Origin of the sequence: Caulobacter sp. CCH9-E1 (genome assembly GCF_001556515.1) — a bacterium.
GTDB lineage: Bacteria > Pseudomonadota > Alphaproteobacteria > Caulobacterales > Caulobacteraceae > Caulobacter.
On sequence record NZ_LSJA01000159.1, the window covers coordinates 1 to 15878 of the forward strand.

The 15878-nt window shown below is 68.1% G+C and carries 11 protein-coding genes; 5 read left to right on the plus strand and 6 right to left on the minus strand.

Annotated elements, in window-relative coordinates; genetic code table 11:
• Positions 1-112: 112 nt before the first annotated feature.
• The gene (gene rpoH, locus AX690_RS10170) at positions 113-1009 is read right to left on the minus strand and encodes an RNA polymerase sigma factor RpoH (RefSeq protein ID WP_082769603.1); all 897 of its coding nucleotides are present in this window, start codon (positions 1007-1009) and stop codon (positions 113-115) included.
• A gap of 187 nt (positions 1010-1196) precedes the next feature.
• On the opposite strand from rpoH, the gene AX690_RS10175 reads away from it, so the two are divergent.
• Positions 1197-1556: a phage holin family protein gene (locus AX690_RS10175; protein ID WP_066682746.1), complete on the plus strand. Its 360-nt coding sequence runs from the start codon at positions 1197-1199 to the stop codon at positions 1554-1556.
• Between the two features lie 272 nt (positions 1557-1828).
• Positions 1829-4009 carry a bifunctional diguanylate cyclase/phosphodiesterase gene (locus AX690_RS10180; protein WP_066682747.1) on the plus strand — a complete coding sequence of 727 codons (2181 nt, stop codon included), beginning with the start codon at positions 1829-1831 and terminating at the stop codon, positions 4007-4009.
• A 39-nt stretch (positions 4010-4048) separates the two neighbouring features.
• Here the strand turns inward: AX690_RS10180 and AX690_RS10185 are convergent, their stop codons facing one another.
• The 4 genes from AX690_RS10185 to AX690_RS10200 all read right to left on the minus strand — a co-directional run bounded on the left by AX690_RS10185 (position 4049) and on the right by AX690_RS10200 (position 8939).
• A complete protein-coding gene (locus AX690_RS10185) occupies positions 4049-5074 on the minus strand; it encodes a low specificity L-threonine aldolase (protein ID WP_066682748.1) in 1026 nt (341 codons plus the stop codon).
• Positions 5075-5292: 218 nt separating this feature from the next.
• Positions 5293-6588 (minus strand): O-acetylhomoserine aminocarboxypropyltransferase/cysteine synthase family protein, encoded by a 1296-nt coding sequence (locus AX690_RS10190; RefSeq protein WP_066682749.1) that lies wholly within the window; start codon positions 6586-6588, stop codon positions 5293-5295.
• A 101-nt stretch (positions 6589-6689) separates the two neighbouring features.
• The gene (locus AX690_RS10195) at positions 6690-7829 is read right to left on the minus strand and encodes an epoxide hydrolase family protein (protein ID WP_066682750.1); all 1140 of its coding nucleotides are present in this window, start codon (positions 7827-7829) and stop codon (positions 6690-6692) included.
• 117 nt (positions 7830-7946) lie between these two features.
• Positions 7947-8939, minus strand: coding sequence for an EamA family transporter (locus tag AX690_RS10200; RefSeq protein WP_369798195.1), 993 nt, complete (start codon positions 8937-8939; stop codon positions 7947-7949).
• A 196-nt stretch (positions 8940-9135) separates the two neighbouring features.
• Here AX690_RS10200 and AX690_RS10205 point away from each other — a divergent pair, with 196 nt between their 5' ends.
• Positions 9136-10191 carry a DUF2855 family protein gene (locus AX690_RS10205; RefSeq protein WP_066682752.1) on the plus strand — a complete coding sequence of 352 codons (1056 nt, stop codon included), beginning with the start codon at positions 9136-9138 and terminating at the stop codon, positions 10189-10191.
• A gap of 198 nt (positions 10192-10389) precedes the next feature.
• Here AX690_RS10205 and secA read toward each other — a convergent pair whose 3' ends face one another.
• Positions 10390-13158, minus strand: coding sequence for a preprotein translocase subunit SecA (gene secA, locus AX690_RS10210; RefSeq protein WP_066682753.1), 2769 nt, complete (start codon positions 13156-13158; stop codon positions 10390-10392).
• A gap of 203 nt (positions 13159-13361) precedes the next feature.
• Here secA and AX690_RS10215 point away from each other — a divergent pair, with 203 nt between their 5' ends.
• Both AX690_RS10215 and argJ read left to right on the plus strand, forming a co-directional pair.
• Positions 13362-14351 (plus strand): peptidylprolyl isomerase, encoded by a 990-nt coding sequence (locus AX690_RS10215; RefSeq protein ID WP_066682754.1) that lies wholly within the window; start codon positions 13362-13364, stop codon positions 14349-14351.
• A 12-nt stretch (positions 14352-14363) separates the two neighbouring features.
• Positions 14364-15818 carry a bifunctional glutamate N-acetyltransferase/amino-acid acetyltransferase ArgJ gene (argJ, locus tag AX690_RS10220; protein ID WP_066682755.1) on the plus strand — a complete coding sequence of 485 codons (1455 nt, stop codon included), beginning with the start codon at positions 14364-14366 and terminating at the stop codon, positions 15816-15818.
• Positions 15819-15878 lie beyond the last annotated feature (60 nt).

Below are 15878 nucleotides of genomic sequence, written 5' to 3' on the forward strand. Positions count from 1 at the left end.
GCGACCCCTCACCCGACCGCCTTCGGCGGCCACCCTCTCCCGCAAGGGGAGAGGGCAAATAAAAAGGGCGCTCCGAAGAGCGCCCTTTCGTCAAAGCGGTGAGTTGAGGTCGTTACGCCTCGACCATGTTCTTGGCGATCGCCGCCTCGCGCATGGTCTTCTGCAGCTTCTCGAACGCGCGGACCTCGATCTGGCGGACCCGCTCGCGCGAGACGCCGTACTGGGCGGCGAGCTCTTCCAGGGTGGTCGGATCGTCCTTCAGCCGGCGCTCGGTCAGGATGTGACGCTCGCGGTCGGTCAGTTCGACCATCGCTTCTTCGAGAAGCGACATCCGCAGCGACTTTTCCTCGTCCTCGGCGACGCGGGTCTCCTGGGAGACCTGCTCCTCGTCGGCCAGCCAGTCCTGCCACTCGCTCTCGCTGTCCGAACGCAGCGGCGCGTTCAGCGAGGCGTCGGGGCCCGACAGGCGGCGGTTCATCGAGATGACCTCGCTGTCCAGCACGCCCAGCTTGGTGGCGATGGCGCTGACCTGTTCAGGGCGCAGGTCGCCTTCCTGGAAGGCGGCGATCTGGCTCTTGGCCTTGCGCAGGTTGAAGAACAGCTTCTTCTGCGCGGCGGTCGTGCCCATCTTCACCAGCGACCACGAGCGCAGGATGTATTCCTGGATCGAGGCGCGGATCCACCACATGGCGTAGGTGGCCAGGCGGAAGCCCTTGTCGGGCTCGAACTTCTTGACGGCCTGCATCAGGCCGACATTGCCTTCCGAGATCACCTCGCCGATCGGCAGGCCGTAGCCGCGATAGCCCATGGCGATCTTGGCCACCAGGCGCAGGTGCGACGTCACCATCTTGTGGGCGGCTTGCGGGTCCTGATGCTCTTTCCAGCGCTGGGCGAGCATGAACTCCTCGTCCTTGCTCAGCATCGGGAACTTGCGGATCTCGGTCAGATAACGAGACAGGCCGCCGTCCGGCGACATCACCGATAGAGAATTCACGGCCATCGTACTTATATCCCCTTGCGTGCGGATCCGCTCGCCAATCGCGCGCGATCATCCCCCACACGAGGGGATAGATAGTTCGCGAAGCGGCGGGTGGAAGGGTGGTAACGCATTTGTAATGTCCGAGTTGCCTGCTTGGGTATTGTACGAATGCGGCGCCATTTTGGACGCTTGGGTATCGCAAGGGAAATAGGGCTCAATGATCCGTTTCGTTCTCCGCGTTCTGATCGCCGCCGCCGGTCTGTGGCTGGCGGCCCGCATCGTGCCCGGCGTCACCGCCGACGGCTGGAAGACCTTGATCATCGCCGGCTTTTTGCTGGGCGTCGTCAACGCCGTGGTGCGGCCGGTCGTCACGGTGCTGACCCTGCCGCTGACCATCGTGACCCTGGGGCTGTTCCTCTTGCTGGTGAACGCGGCGACGATCGGCATCGTCGACTGGCTGCTGGACGGCCTGCGGGTGCCGGGCTGGTGGGCGGGCGTCCAGGTCGCGGTCGTGACCGGCGTCGTCAGCTGGATCGGCCAGGCGTTCCTGGGCGAGGTGCGGGCCGAGCGGGAATAGATCGCGCATCTTCAGTCGTCATCCCGCGCTTCATGCGCGGAACCCAGGGTTGGCTTCTTCGTGAGAACGTGAATTCGTGCTCCACGTGCGGCGGACAAATAGGTCCCGAATAAGTCGCGGAATGACGGTAATATTTGAAGTCACGGTAAATGCTGCCGAAAGCACTATGACGTCGCCGTGAAGTTTTCGCGAAATGATCCATCGCGAGCCTCCTCATTAGCAGGCCGTTAGCCGAGAAATGGTCCTTCGCCACCTGTAGTGGAGGCGTACGTATGTTCACTTTGCGGGACACGGTTTCTTCCCTGGCGCCGGCGCGCCAGGATGACCTGGGCAGGTCGCTGTATGAGCGTTTCCGCGAGGAGCCCGACACCTTGATCGTGCCCGTCGTGGACGGCCAGGACCGGCCGATCGGCATCGTCGAGCGCAACGCCTTCTTCCTGCGCATGGCCGCCGAGTATGGCCGGGCCCTCTACGCCAACCGTCCGATCTCGACCCTGATGGACCGCGAGCCGCTGGTCGTCGACGCCGACACCGAGCTGGCCGAGTTCACCACCGACAGTCTCTCGTACCGCGCCTCGGACCTCTTGCGCGGCTTCATCGTCACCGAAAACGGCCGCTATCTGGGCGTCGGCACGGTTCTGGGCCTGCTGCAGGCGAGCAACGAGACCAACCGCCAGGGCGTCGCCGACCTGGCGGCCGCCAAGACCGAGGTCGAGCGGGCCCAGACCTTCATGACGGCCATCGTCGAGGCCATGCCCTCGATGGTGTTCGTCAAGCGCGCCGACGACCACCGCTATGTCCTGCTGAACCGGGCCGGCGAGAAGATCCTGGGCATGCCGCGTTCGCAGGTCATCGGCAGGACCGACGCCGATTTCCACCCAGCGGACCTGGCCGCGCTCTACGTGGAACGCGATCGCGAGGTGCTGGAATCGGGCGAGGTGCGCGTGATCGAGGAGGATCACGTCCCGCGCCAGGACGGCGGCGTCGCCATCCTGCGGACCAAGAAGATCGCCATTCCCAACGCCGACGGCCAGGCCGAATATCTGCTGGGCGTGTCCGAGGACATCGCCGAGCGCAAGCGGGCGGAGGCCCAGATCGCGCGGCTGGCGCACTATGATCCCCTGACCGACCTGCCCAATCGCGTGCTGTTCCAGAAGTCGCTGGTCGAGGCCCTGGCTCGCCGGGCGCGCAAGGACGACCAACTGGCGGTGCACTTCATCGACCTGGACCGCTTCAAGACCGTCAACGACACCCTGGGCCACCCGCTGGGCGACGCCCTGCTGCGGGAGGCCGCCGAGCGGCTGCGGCGCTGCGTGCGCGAGGGCGACACCGTGGCGCGCCTGGGCGGCGACGAATTCGCGGTGGTGCAGACGGGACTCTCCGACATGTCGGGCGCGACCCGCCTGGCCGCCCGCATCGTCACGGCCATGGCCGCGCCGTTCGACCTGGCCGGCCACCAGGTGGTGATCGGCGCCAGCGTCGGCGTGGCGGCGTCGCCCTCGGACGGCGAGGACGCGGATGAACTGCTGAAGAAGGCCGACATGGCCCTGTACCGCGCCAAGGGCGACGGCCGCGGCGCCTTCCACTTCTTCGAGCGGGCCATGGACGAGCAGCTGCAGGCGCGCCGAGCGCTGGAGCTGGATCTGCGCCGCGCGCTGCAGGACGGCGAGTTCGAGCTGTTCTACCAGCCGCTCTATCATCTGGACGACGAGCGGGTGACCGGATGCGAGGCCCTGCTGCGCTGGCGCCATCCGGAACGCGGCATGGTCTCGCCCGCCGACTTCATTCCCCTGGCCGAGGAGATCGGCCTGATCGTGCCGCTGGGCGACTGGGTGCTGCGCAACGCCTGCGCCGAGGCGGCGCGCTGGCCCGATCATGTGCGACTGGCGGTGAACCTGTCGCCCGCCCAGTTCCGCGACCGGGGGCTGGTGGCCACCGTGGTCTCGGCCCTGGCGGCCTCGGGCCTGCCGGCCCATCGCCTGGAGCTGGAGATCACCGAGTCGGTCCTGCTGCAGGACAGCGCCGCCAACATGACCATGCTGCACGACCTGAAGGCCCTGGGCGTGCGCATCTCGATGGACGACTTCGGCACGGGCTACAGCTCGCTGAGCTATCTGCGCAGCTTCCCGTTCGACAAGATCAAGATCGACCAGACCTTCGTGCGCGACATCCTGCACGACAGCGACGCCCTGGCCATCATCAAGGCGGTGCTGGACCTGGGCGCGTCGATGGGCGTGGTCACTACGGCCGAGGGCGTCGAGACCCAGGCCCAGCTGGACGCCCTGCGCGGCCAGGGCTGCGCCGAGATCCAGGGCTACTTCATCAGCCGCCCGGCGCCGGCCGGTGAGATCGCCAAGATGCTGGGGGTGCGAGAAACCTTCTCCCAGAGGGAGAAGGAGGGGCCCGCGCCGAAGGCATGGGAGGATGAGGGGCTACAGCGGTCGAGGGCTTAACCCCTCACCCCAACCCTCTCCCTATGGGAGAGGGAGCGCCTAGGCGATCTTCTTCAGCGCCGCCCCAAGCTCCTCGACCATCTCCGGCGTCGTGGCCCAAGAGCACATGAAGCGCACCGCGCCGTCCAGGAAGCGGTAGACGAACCAGCCCTCGCCGCGCAGCCGCTCCAGGGCCTGTTCGTCCATCTCGACGAACAGGCCGTTGGCCTCGACGGGATGCTTGAGCGGGAAGGGCATCAGCCCGGCCAGCTTTTGCGCCATGGCGTTGGCGTGGGCCGCGCGAGCCGCCCAGGGACCCGTCCCGCCGTCCTCGCCCAGCAGGCCCAGCCACGGCGCGGCCAGGAAGCGGCCCTTCGACACCAGCTGCCCCGCGTGCTTGAGCCGCGAGTCCAGGCGGCGGGCATGGGCCGGGTTCAGGAACACCACGGCCTCGGTCGGGGTCGAGCCGGCCTTGGTTCCGCCCATGACGAGAATATCGACGCCCATCCTGGCGACGCTTTTCAGGTCGAAGCCCGCCGCGACGGCGTTGGCCAGGCGCGCGCCGTCCAGATGGACGCCGTAGCCCTTGGCCTTCACCGGCGCGACCAGGGCCCGCAGATGGTCTTCCGAATAGACCGTGCCGTACTCGGTGGCGGTGGTCAGGGACAGGGCCGCGGCCGGCTGGCGGTACGAGACGTCGGGTTCGGCCAGCGCCGCTTCCAGCGCCGCCACCTCGATCTTGCCCGAGGCGCCGGGCAGGCCGATCAGGCCGACGCCCTGGCCGAAGAAGCCCGGGGCGCCCGTCTCGTCGGTGCAGATGTGGGCGTGCTCATGGGCCAGCACCGCCTCGTGCGGCTGGGCCAGCACGGTCAGGGCGAAGGCGTTGGCGGCCGTGCCCGAGGCGGTGAACCGCACCTCGGCGTCGGCGTCCAGCAGGGCGCGGATGCGGTCGGCGGCCGCGCGGCTGACATGGTCGGTCCCGTAGCCCGAGGCCGTTCCGGCGTTGGCGGCGACCAGGGCGTCCATGACCTCGGGCATGGCGCCGGCGACGTTGTCCGAGGCGAAGTCGAAACGGGGAGCTGTCATGTCCCCTGGATAGGGGCGCGCGCGGGCAGGCTCAAGGTGCGAAGACGCGCGCTCCCCGCATTGGAAGATATAAACCCTCGTCATCCCGGAAGCCTCGCAGAGGCTATCCGGGACCCAGGGGCAAGCGGCAATGCGGCGGCCCCTGGGTCCCGGCTCTACAGCCCGCTACGCGGTCTTCCGGCCGGGATGACGAAGCCAAGTATGGCTGAGAGGATCGTTTACCGCGCCGCCGCCAGCGCCTGCGTCAGATCGGCGAGAATGTCGTCGATGTGCTCCAGCCCGACCGACAGGCGCACATAGCCGTCCGAGACGCCGGTCGCCAGTTGCTCCTCGGCGCTGAGCTGGGAGTGGGTGGTCGAGGCCGGGTGGATCGCCAGGCTGCGGGCGTCGCCGATATTGGCCACGTGGTAGAACAGCTTCAGCGCATCGATGAACTTGCGGCCCGCCTCGCGCCCGCCGGCCAGCTCGAAGCCCACCAGGCCGCCATAGCCGCCCGACAGGTAGCGGTCGGCGCGCTCGCGCTGCAGGCCGGTCTGGACGCTGGGATGGATCACGCGGGTGACGCCCGGCGCCGCCGACAGGGCCTTGGCGACGGCCGCTGCGTTCTCGGCGTGGCGGGTGATGCGCAGCGGCAGGGTCTCCAGGCCCTGCAGGATCTGGAAGGCGTTGAACGGCGACAGCGCCGCGCCGAGGTCGCGCAGCAGCACGGTGCGGGCCCGCAGGATGTAGGCGATCGGACCCAGCGGCTTGGCGGCCTGCGCCCACACCGCGCCGTGATAGCTGGCGTCCGGCGTGTTCAGGGTCGGGCTGCGCTCGGGATGGGCGGTCCAGTCGAAATTGCCGCCGTCGATGATGACGCCGCCGATCGAGGTGCCGTGGCCGCCGATGTACTTGGTGGTCGAATAGACGACGATCGCCGCGCCATGCTCCAGCGGCCGCGCCAGCAGCGGGGCGGCGGTGTTGTCGACGATCAGCGGGATACCGAGCTTGCGGCCGATCTCGGCCACCTCGGCGATCGGGAAGACGCTGAGCTTCGGATTGGGCAGGGTCTCGGCGTAGTAGGCGCGGGTGCGCGCGTCCGTGGCGCGGGCGAAGGCTTGAGGATCTTCCGGATCGACGAAGCGGACCTCGATCCCCTGGTCGCGCAGGGTGTTGGCGAACAGGTTCCAGGTGCCGCCATAGAGGTCGGTCGAGCTGACGACGTTGTCGCCGGCGCGGGCCAGGTTCTGGATCGCGAAGGCCGAGGCGGCCTGGCCCGAGGCCACCGCCAGGGCCGCGGCGCCGCCCTCCAGGGCCGCCAGCCGCTGCTCCAGGATGTCGGTCGTGGGGTTGCCCAGGCGCGTATAGATGTTGCCGAGCTTGCGCAGGGCGAACAGGTCGGCCGCGTGCTCGGCGCTTTCGAACTGGTACGAGGTCGTCTGGTAGATCGGCGGCGCGACCGCGCCCGTCACGGGATCCGCGCGCCAGCCGGCGTGCAGGGCCAGGGTTTCAGGATGAAGCTTGCGGTCGGACATCACGCGGTTCCTGTTGCTCTTACTGACAACGACGCCGCGACCTTAGCCGTCCGAACGCCCGCGATGAGGTCCATTATTCTCGCCGCCGCTCCAGAAAATCTTCAGGTCGCCCGCGCCCAGTCCCTCACGTCCTCGACGAACAGCCCCGGCTCCTCCATCGCCGCGAAGTGGCCGCCGCGCGGCATCTCGCTCCAGCGGACGATGTTGTAGGCCCGGTCGGCCCACGAGCGGGGCGGAGGCTTGTAGATGCTCTCGCCGGGGAAGTTGGCGAAGGCGGTCGGGGTCTCGCAGCGCTGGCCCTCGGCCAGGACCGGGCCGCCTTCCTCGATCATGGCGCGGTAGTACCAGGCGCCGGTCGTGAAGCTGCCGGTCATCACGTAGATCATGACGTTGGTCAGCAGCTGGTCGCGCGTGAACACCTGCTCGAACGGCTTGGTCGACAGGTCCGCCCAGTCGTGGAAGCGCTCCAGGATCCAGGCGGCCTGGCCGACGGGGTTATTGGCCCCCAGCCAGGCCACCGACTGCGGCTTACTCGCTTGCAAGCGAAAATAGGCGCCGTAGGCGTCCATCTGGGCGCCGAAGCCGGTGATCCAGGCGATCTCCTCCGGGCTCGTGGGCGGGCCGGCGGGACGCAGGCCGATCATGTTCAGGTGGATGGCCTTGGCGTGGGCGCCCTGGTCGAGGCCCAGCCACGAGGTGACCAGCCCGCCCCAGTCGCCGCCTTGGGCCAGATAGGTCGGATAGCCCAGCTCGCGGGTCATCAGGGTGTTGAACAGCCGCGCGGTGGCCCGCTGGCCCAGCGGCCGCTTGGGCTTGCCGGAAAAGCCGAAGCCCGGCAGCGACGGGACGACCAGGTCGAAGGCGTCGGCCGGATCCCCGCCGTGGCGTGAGGGGAAGGCCAGGGGCTCGATGGCGTCCCAGAACTCGAAATGGCTGCCCGGCCAGCCGTGGGTGACCAGCAGCGGGCGCTTGCCCTTGGCCTCGCCCACCACATGGACGAAGTGGATGTCCAGATCCTCGATCGTCGCGGTGAACTGCGGGAAGCGGTTCAGGCTCGCCTGCGCCGCGCCGACGTCGAAGCCGTCGGTCCAGTAGCCGCAAAGATCCTTCAGGAAGTCGGCGTCGCAGCCATAGGCCCAGCCGCCGCCTTCCGGAGCCGGCGGGAATTCATAGGCGCGGACCTGGCTCAGGACCTTGTCGACCTGGTCGCGGGACCAGCTGACCTCGAACGGCGTCGCCATGGCGGCCTCCCTGTTTTGCTGGGAGGAGAGTTTGATTTCCCCGACGGAGGTCAAATCAAACCGTGTCATCCCGGATAGCCTCTGCGAGGCTTCCGGGATGACACGGGAACTGGGAGGTCAAGCCGCCGCCGCTCTCCACGCCCGCACCTTCGGCCACAGCATGTTGACCGCCAGGCCGGTCAGCACCAGGGCCGCGGCGATCAGCTTCCAGGCGGGCAGGGCCTCGTGCAGCAGCAGGGCCGAGGCGCCCATGCCGAAGACGGGGACCAGCAGGGCCATCGGGGTGACGGTGGCGGCCGGGTGCCTCGCCAACAGCCAGCCCCAGGCGGCGTAGCCGAACATGGTGTTGCCCACCGCCTGCCAGGCGACGGCGACCCAGGTCAGGGCGTCGGCGTGGGTCACGCCCTTGACGATGGCCGGCCAGCCTTCCAGCCACAGCGACATGAGAAACAGCGGCGGGATCGAGAACAGGCTCGCCCAGACCACATAGGCCAGCATGTTCACGGAGCCGGCCTGGCGAGCGACGATGTTGCCGCCCGACCAGCTGGCGGCCGCCAGCAGCACCAGGAGGACGCCCAGCGGCGTCGCCGAGCCGCCGCCGTGCGCGGCGATCAGCACGATGCCCGAGGCCGCCAGCAAGAGGGCGGCGATCTGGAAGGCCTTGATCGGCTCGCGATTGATCCGCATCGCCATGCCGATCGTGAAGAACACCTGGGTCTGCACGACCAGCGAGGCCAGGCCCGGCGAGATGTGGCCCTTCATGGCCACGAACAGCAGGCCAAACTGCCCGGCGCCGATCAGCACGCCATAGGCGGCGAGGTTCGCCCAGGACACGGGCGGGCGCTTGACGAAGAACGCCACCGGCAGCAGCACCAGGGTGAAGCGCAGGGTGGCGAACAGCAGCGGCGGCAGGTGGTCCAGCCCCACGCGAATGACCACGAAGTTCGTGCCCCAGACCGCCACCACGGCCAGGGCCAGCAGGAAGTGGCGCAGGGGCAGGGACGCGTTCGACATGGGCGCTCCGTCGGCGGGGTGAGGCTTGGATTGCGCCGTCGGTTGCGTCGGAGCAATGGAAACATTGTCCCGATGACAATGCTTAGCTCCAAACATCCCGGGTCATCCCGGCCGTAGCGCGAAGCGCGTAGAGCCGGGACCCAGGGGCGGCGCGCGCGGCGTTCCTTCACCCCCTGGGTCCCGGATAGCCTCTGCGAGGCTTCCGGGATGACACGTGAAGAGAGGCGAAACGCCCGTTTGACTTGCCGCGGGGCCTCCGCCTAGCTTCCTCCCAACAGAGGGAGAGAACGCCATGGGCTGGGACCTGCTGGTCGCCAAGGACGACTTGCGCCGCACGGAGCTCCGCGAGACGGCGCCCGCGCCGCTGGCCGATGGCGAGGTGCGGCTGGCCATCGAGAGCTTCGCCCTGACCGCCAACAACATCACCTACGCCGTGTTCGGCGAGATGATGCAGTACTGGAACTTCTTTCCCGCGCCGGAGGGCTTTGGCCGCGTGCCGGTCTGGGGTCACGCGCGGGTCGAGGAAAGCCGCCATCCCGAGATCCCCGTGGGCCAGCGCTTCTACGGCTATTGGCCGATGTCCACGCACCTGACCGTGCAGGCCAGGGCCGGCAAGAGCGGGTTCCTCGACGCCGCGCCGCATCGCCAGCCGATGGCCGTGATCTACAACCAGTACGCCGCGGTCGGGGGCGAGGAGCCGCTGGAGGCCTATCGCGCCCTGCTGCAGCCGCTGTTCATGACCTCGTTCCTGATCGAGGACCAGCTGGACGAGGCCGGCTTCCACGGGGCCAACAGCGTGATCCTGTCCAGCGCCTCGTCCAAGACCGCCATCGCCCTGGCGGCGCTGCTGCATCGGCGCGGCGACGTGAAGGTCGTGGGCCTGACCTCGCCCCGCAACAAGGCCTTCGTCGAGGGGCTGGGCTTCTACGACCAGGTCGTGCTCTACGACGATATCGCCAGCGCGCCGATCGCGACGCCCGCCGTCTTCGTCGACTTCGCCGGCGACAGCCAGGTGCTGGGCGCGGTGCACCGCCGGTTCGGCGATGATCTGAAGGCTTCGATCCTGGTCGGCGGCACCCACTGGGAGGTCCCGCGCGTCCAGGCGGAGCTGCCCGGTCCGACGCCGGCCTTCTTCTTCGCCCCCGATCGCATCGCCAAGCGCCGCCAGGACTGGGCCGGCGGCGAGTTCGACCGCCGCTACGGCGAGGCCTGGACGCCGTTCGTGTCCGACGCCGCGCGGTGGCTGACGGTGAAGGAGGGGCAGGGGCCCGAGGCGATCCGCGCGGCCTATCTGGAGCAGGTCGAGGGCGGTACGGCGCCGGATGTCGGGGTGGTGTTGCGGCCGTAGTGATCCTTCTCCCCTTGCGGGAGAAGGTGGCGCGAAGCGCCGGATGAGGGGTTGAAAGACGTGTCCGGAAAACGGAGCGCGACCCCTCACCCGGCCGCCTAAGGCGGCCACCCTCTCCCGCAAGGGGAGAGGGAAAACAGAAAACGCCCGCCCTGGTCTCCCGGGGCGGGCGTTGTCGTCTTCAGATCAGCTCAAGCCTCAGACCAGCGACCCGTGGCACTGCTTGAACTTCTTGCCCGAGCCGCAGGGGCAGGGGGCGTTGCGGTTGGTGCGTTCCCAGTCTTCCGGCAGGGCCGAGACCGGCAGGGCTTGGCGTTGCTCGGGCGACAGGCCGTCGGGAATCGCGCCGGCCGTGGCGGCGTTCTCGCCGGTCAGCGGATCGAGGTGGACCTCCTGCAGCCCTTCCAGCGACTGGTGCGGCATCTCCGGCTCGGCATAGGCGATCTCGACCGTCATCAGCCAGCGGGTGGTGTTGGTGCGGAGATCCCCCAGCAGCTTCTCGAACAGCGAGAAGGCCTCGGTCTTGTACTCGTTCAGCGGATCGCGCTGGCCGTAGCCGCGCAGGCCGATGACGTTGCGCAGGTGGTCCAGGTGCATCAGGTGCTCGCGCCACTGCAGATCGATCATCTGCAGCAGGAAGTTCTTCTCGACCTGGCGCATCTGCTCGGGCGTGATGATCACCTCGCGCTGGGCGGCGTACTCGTCGGCCGCCTTGGTGATGCGGTCCTTGATCTCCTCATCGGCGATGCCTTCCTCGGCGGCCCACTCGGCGATCGGCAGGTCCAGGCCCAGGATCGACTTCACGCGCTCGGTCAGGCCCTCGATGTCCCACTGCTCGGCATAGGCCTTGGGCGGCAGGTGGCGGGCGACCAGGTCGTCGATCGTGTCGTGGCGCATCTCGGCGATGATGTCCGAGAGGTCGCTGGACTCCATGAACTCCTGGCGCTGCTCGAACACGGCCTTGCGCTGGTCGTTGACGACGTCGTCGTACTTCAGGAGGTTCTTGCGGATCTCGTAGTTGCGCTGCTCGACGCGCTTTTGCGCCGTGGCGATGGCGTTGTTCAGCCACTTGTGGGTGATGGCCTCGCCTTCCTGGACGCCGAAGGTGCGCATGATCGCGTCCAGACGGTCGCCGGCGAAGATGCGCAGCAGATCGTCCTCGCACGACAGGAAGAACTTCGAGCGGCCCGGGTCGCCCTGACGGCCCGTCCGGCCGCGCAGCTGGTTGTCGATGCGGCGGCTTTCGTGGCGCTCGGTGCCCAGCACGAACAGGCCGCCGGCGTCCAGCGCCTGCCTCTTGCGGTCGGCGATCTCGGCCTCGAGGCGGGCGCGTTCCTCGGCCTCGTCCTCGACGGTGATTTCGAGGCCCATGCCCTTCTGCTGCTGGCGCCAGTTGAACAGGCGCATGTCGATGCTGCCGCCCAGCTGGATGTCGGTGCCGCGGCCGGCCATGTTGGTGGCGATGGTCACCGCGCCCGGCACGCCGGCGTCGGCGACGATCAGGGCTTCCTGCTCGTGGAAGCGGGCGTTCAGCACCTGGTGCGGAATGCCCTTCACCTTCTTGCCGTCCTTCTCGAAGCTGTAGTTCGACAGCAGGCGGGACAGCTCTTCCGACTTCTCGATCGAGACGGTGCCGACCAGGATCGGCTGGCCGCGCACGTGGCAGTCGGCGATCTGCTTCAGGATCGCTTCGTTCTTCTCGCGCTCGGTGCGATAGACCTCGTCATCGTCGTCGATGCGCTGGATCGGACGGTTGGTCGGGATCTCCGACACGCTCATCTTGTAGATGTCGTCGAATTCCTGCGCCTCGGTCGAGGCCGTGCCGGTCATGCCCGACAGCTTCTTGTAGAGGCGGAAGTAGTTCTGGATCGTCACCGAGGCCAGGGTCTGGTTCTCGGGCTGGATGTCGGCGCCTTCCTTGGCCTCGATGGCCTGGTGCAGGCCTTCCGACAGGCGGCGGCCGGTCATCATGCGGCCGGTGAACTCGTCGATCAGGACAACCTCGCCGCCCTTGACGATGTAGTCCTTGTCGCGCGTGTACAGCACGTTGGCGCGCAGGGCCTGGTTGACGTGGTGCACCACCGAGACGTTGGCCGCGTCGTAGAGACCCGCCGAGTCCTCGGCCAGGTGGCCGCCGGCCATCAGGATCTCTTCGATCTTTTCCTGGCCGTCCTCGGTCAGGATGACCTGCTTCTGCTTCTCGTCGTGGTCGTAGGTGGTCTTGTCCTTGATCAGCTCCTTCACGAGCAGATCGATGGTCTTGTAGAACTCGCTGCGGTCCTCGGTCGGGCCCGAGATGATCAGCGGGGTGCGGGCCTCGTCGATCAGGATCGAGTCCACTTCGTCGACGATCGCGAAGTTGTGGCCGCGCTGGACCATTTCCGAGACGTCATAGACCAGATTGTCGCGCAGATAGTCGAAGCCGAACTCGTTGTTCGTGCCGTAGGTGATGTCGCTGCGATAGGCGCGCTGGCGCTCGCCTTGCGACAGGCCGTTGACGATCACGCCGTAGGAGAGGCCCAGGAAGTTGTAGACCTGACCCATCCAGTCGGCGTCGCGGCGGGCCAGGTAGTCGTTGACGGTGATGACGTGGACGCCCTTGCCTTCCAGGGCGTTCAGATAGGTCGGCAGGGTGGCGACCAGCGTCTTGCCTTCACCGGTGCGCATTTCCGAGATGCCCGAGAAGTGCAGCACCATGCCGCCGACCATCTGGACGTCGAAGTGGCGCATGCCCAGCACGCGCTTGGAGGCCTCGCGCACGGTGGCGAAGGCTTCGTTCAGGATGTCGTCGAGAGTCTCGCCCTTTTCGAGGCGCGCCTTGAACTCCGAGGTCTTGCCCTTCAGGGCCTCGTCGGACAGCGCGGCGTATTCGGCTTCATAGGCGTTGATCTTCGCCACCCGCGCCGCCAAGGCCTTGACCTTGCGTTCGTTCGAAGAGCCGAAGAGCTTTTTGGCGAAACCAAGCATGCAGAGGAAATCCGGAGCGATTATTATTGAAGCCGGCGCAAAGGCTTTGGCGGCCTCGACTACGGTGTTTTTCGGGGCGTGTTGACCGACGGAAAAACCGCTCGACTTGCACGCGCGCGAGACTTAAGCACCGGTCAAGGGCCTGTCAACGCGACGGGGTTTTTCCTGTTCCCCTTGGGTTTTACGTAACACGGGCAGCGCGCATGGCGAACACGCAAGGCCGGGCATCGGGTGGGCAAGGCGGTTTCTTCTCCCTCGGCGGCGTCGGTCTGGCGGTCGCTTTGGCCCTTCTGGTCGCCGCCTGCGGCCAGAACAAGGTCGCTGAAAAGCCGCCCGAGCCGGGCGACACGGCCGTCGCCCGCGTCAACGGCCAGGTGATCTGGGCCAGCGACGTCAAGCGCGAGGCCGTCGCCCAGGGCCTGATCAGCGAGGGTGAGCCGCTGGACGTCTCCAGCGAGGTCTTCCGCCAGCGTCTCGACGAGGTCATCGACCAGAAGCTGCTGGCCGCCGAAGCCATCAAGCGCAAGATCGACAAGGATCCGGTGGCCCAGCGGCGCCTGGCCGCCGCGCGCGAACGGATTCTCGGCGACATGCTGGTCGAGGGCGTGGTCGAGAAGGCCGTCACCGACGACGCCATCCGCAAGCTCTACGCCGAGCAGCAGAAGCTCTCCAAGCGCTCGGAAGAGATCCGCGCCCGCCAGATCATCGTCGGCAGCCAGGCCGAGGCCGAGAGCGTCAAGAAGCTGCTGGCCTCCGGCGCCTCGTTCGACGCCCTGGCCATGGAGCGCTCGACCGACCAGGCCACGCGCTTCAACGGCGGCGATCTCGGCTACTTCACCCTGGACGTGATGCCCGAACCCTATGGCGTCGCCTTGAAGGACGCCCAGAAGGGCGCCCTGGTCGGTCCGTTCGCGGCCGAGGGCGGCTGGGTCCTGGTCCGGGTCGAGGACAAGCGCGTCGAGGAGCCGATCACGCTCGAGGCGGCCCGTCCCCAGATCGTGCGCTTCCTGACCTATGACCAGGTGCGCGACATCCTCGAGAAGCTGCGCGGCTCGGCCAAGGTCGAGATGCTGATCGGCAGGCCCCAGGACGCCCCAATGAACAGCGCCCAGGAGCCGGCCTCGGCCCCCGCCGACATTCCAGGCGGCCCGCCGGCTTCGGCGCCGCCTTCCGCTCAACCCGCCAAGAAGTAAGACGCGGTTCCGATGACCAAGACCCCCAAAGCCTCCGGCAAGACCACCGCCGCGAAGGCCCCCGAGCCCGCGTCCGCGCCCGCCGAGCGGGGCGTGATCGACGCGATCGTCGACCCGCTGACCTCGGCGCTGAAGCGCGCGGGCCTGCGTCGCGCCCAGAAGTCGGCGGGCGAGACCTCGACCGCGCCCGCGGGCGCTCCTGCTCCAGCGCCGACCGGCGCGGGCAAGCCGGGCCTGGCGATCTCGCCCCTGGCCGTGCCGTTCCCGACCATCCCGCCGATCGCCGGCGTCGAGATCGCCACCGGCCGGGCCGGCTTCTACAAGCACGAGCGCGAGGACCTGCTCTTGATGCGCTTCGCCGAGGGCGCCTCGGCGGCGGGCGTCTTCACCCGTCACGGCGTCGGCTCGGCCCCGGTGGACTGGTGCAAGCGCCAGCTGGCCGCGTCGGGCGGCGCCGACGTGCGCGCCCTGGTGGTCAACGCCGGCTGCGCCAACAGCTTCACCGGCAAGCCCGGCGCCGATGCGGTGCGCCGCGTGGCGACCGCCGTGGGCAAGCGCCTGGACTGCCGCCAGCGCGACGTGATGATGGCCTCGACGGGCGTCATCGGCGTCATTCTGGACGACAGCAAGATCACCGCCCGCCTGCCCGAAGTCGAGGCGCGCCTGACCGCCGACGCCTGGGCCCAGGCCGGTCGGGCGATCATGACCACCGACACCTTCCCGAAGGGCGCCTATGCGACCGCGATGATCGACGGCGTCGAGGTCAAGATCGCGGGGATCGCCAAGGGCTCGGGCATGATCGCGCCGGACATGGCGACCATGCTGGCCTTCGTCGCCACCGACGCGGCCATCGCGCCCGCCGCCCTGCAAACCCTGGTCTCGCTCTATACCCGCACGACGTTCAACTGCGTGACGGTGGACGGCGACCGCTCGACCAACGACACCTTGCTGCTGTTCGCCACCGGCCAGTCGGGCGCGCCCAGGATCAGCCGTCCGGGCGACAAGCGCCTGGCCGATTTCCGCGAGAAGCTGGAGCACGTGCTGCTGGATCTGGCCCTGCAGCTGGTCCGCGACGGGGAAGGGGCGACGAAGTTCGTCAAGATCACCGTCAACGGCGCCGAGAGCCCCGCCTCGGCCCGCAAGATCGCGCGCACCATCGCCGAGAGCCCGCTGGTCAAGACCGCCTTCGCCGGCGAGGACGCCAACTGGGGCCGCATCGTCATGGCCGTCGGCCGCGCCGACGAGCCGGTCGCCCGCGAGCGGATCAGCGTCAAGTTCGGCGACCTCTACGCCGCCCGCGACGGCCTGATCTCGCCCGAGTACGACGAGGCCAAGATGAGCGCCTACGTCAAGAACCAGGAATTCGAGGTCAGCGTCGACGTCGGCGTCGGCAAGGGTTCGGCCACGGTCTGGACCTGCGATCTGACCAAGCAGTACGTGGCGATCAACGGGGATTACCGGAGCTAGAGGTATTTCCCTCTCCCCTTGCGGGAGAGGGTGGCCCACGAAGTGGGTCGGGTGAGGGGT

Bases quoted from the DNA above. Each gene is read 5' to 3' on its own strand.
- AX690_RS10175 (WP_066682746.1), top strand. From the start codon at position 1,197: ATGATCCGTTTCGTTCTCCGCGTTCTGATCGCCGCCGCCGGTCTGTGG.
- AX690_RS10180 (WP_066682747.1), top strand. From the start codon at position 1,829: ATGTTCACTTTGCGGGACACGGTTTCTTCCCTGGCGCCGGCGCGCCAG.
- AX690_RS10185 (WP_066682748.1), bottom strand. From the start codon at position 5,074: ATGACAGCTCCCCGTTTCGACTTCGCCTCGGACAACGTCGCCGGCGCC.
- AX690_RS10190 (WP_066682749.1), bottom strand. From the start codon at position 6,588: ATGTCCGACCGCAAGCTTCATCCTGAAACCCTGGCCCTGCACGCCGGC.
- AX690_RS10195 (WP_066682750.1), bottom strand. From the start codon at position 7,829: ATGGCGACGCCGTTCGAGGTCAGCTGGTCCCGCGACCAGGTCGACAAG.
- AX690_RS10200 (WP_369798195.1), bottom strand. From the start codon at position 8,939: ATGTTTGGAGCTAAGCATTGTCATCGGGACAATGTTTCCATTGCTCCG.
- AX690_RS10205 (WP_066682752.1), top strand. From the start codon at position 9,136: ATGGGCTGGGACCTGCTGGTCGCCAAGGACGACTTGCGCCGCACGGAG.
- secA (WP_066682753.1), bottom strand. From the start codon at position 13,158: ATGCTTGGTTTCGCCAAAAAGCTCTTCGGCTCTTCGAACGAACGCAAG.
- AX690_RS10215 (WP_066682754.1), top strand. From the start codon at position 13,362: ATGGCGAACACGCAAGGCCGGGCATCGGGTGGGCAAGGCGGTTTCTTC.
- argJ (WP_066682755.1), top strand. From the start codon at position 14,364: ATGACCAAGACCCCCAAAGCCTCCGGCAAGACCACCGCCGCGAAGGCC.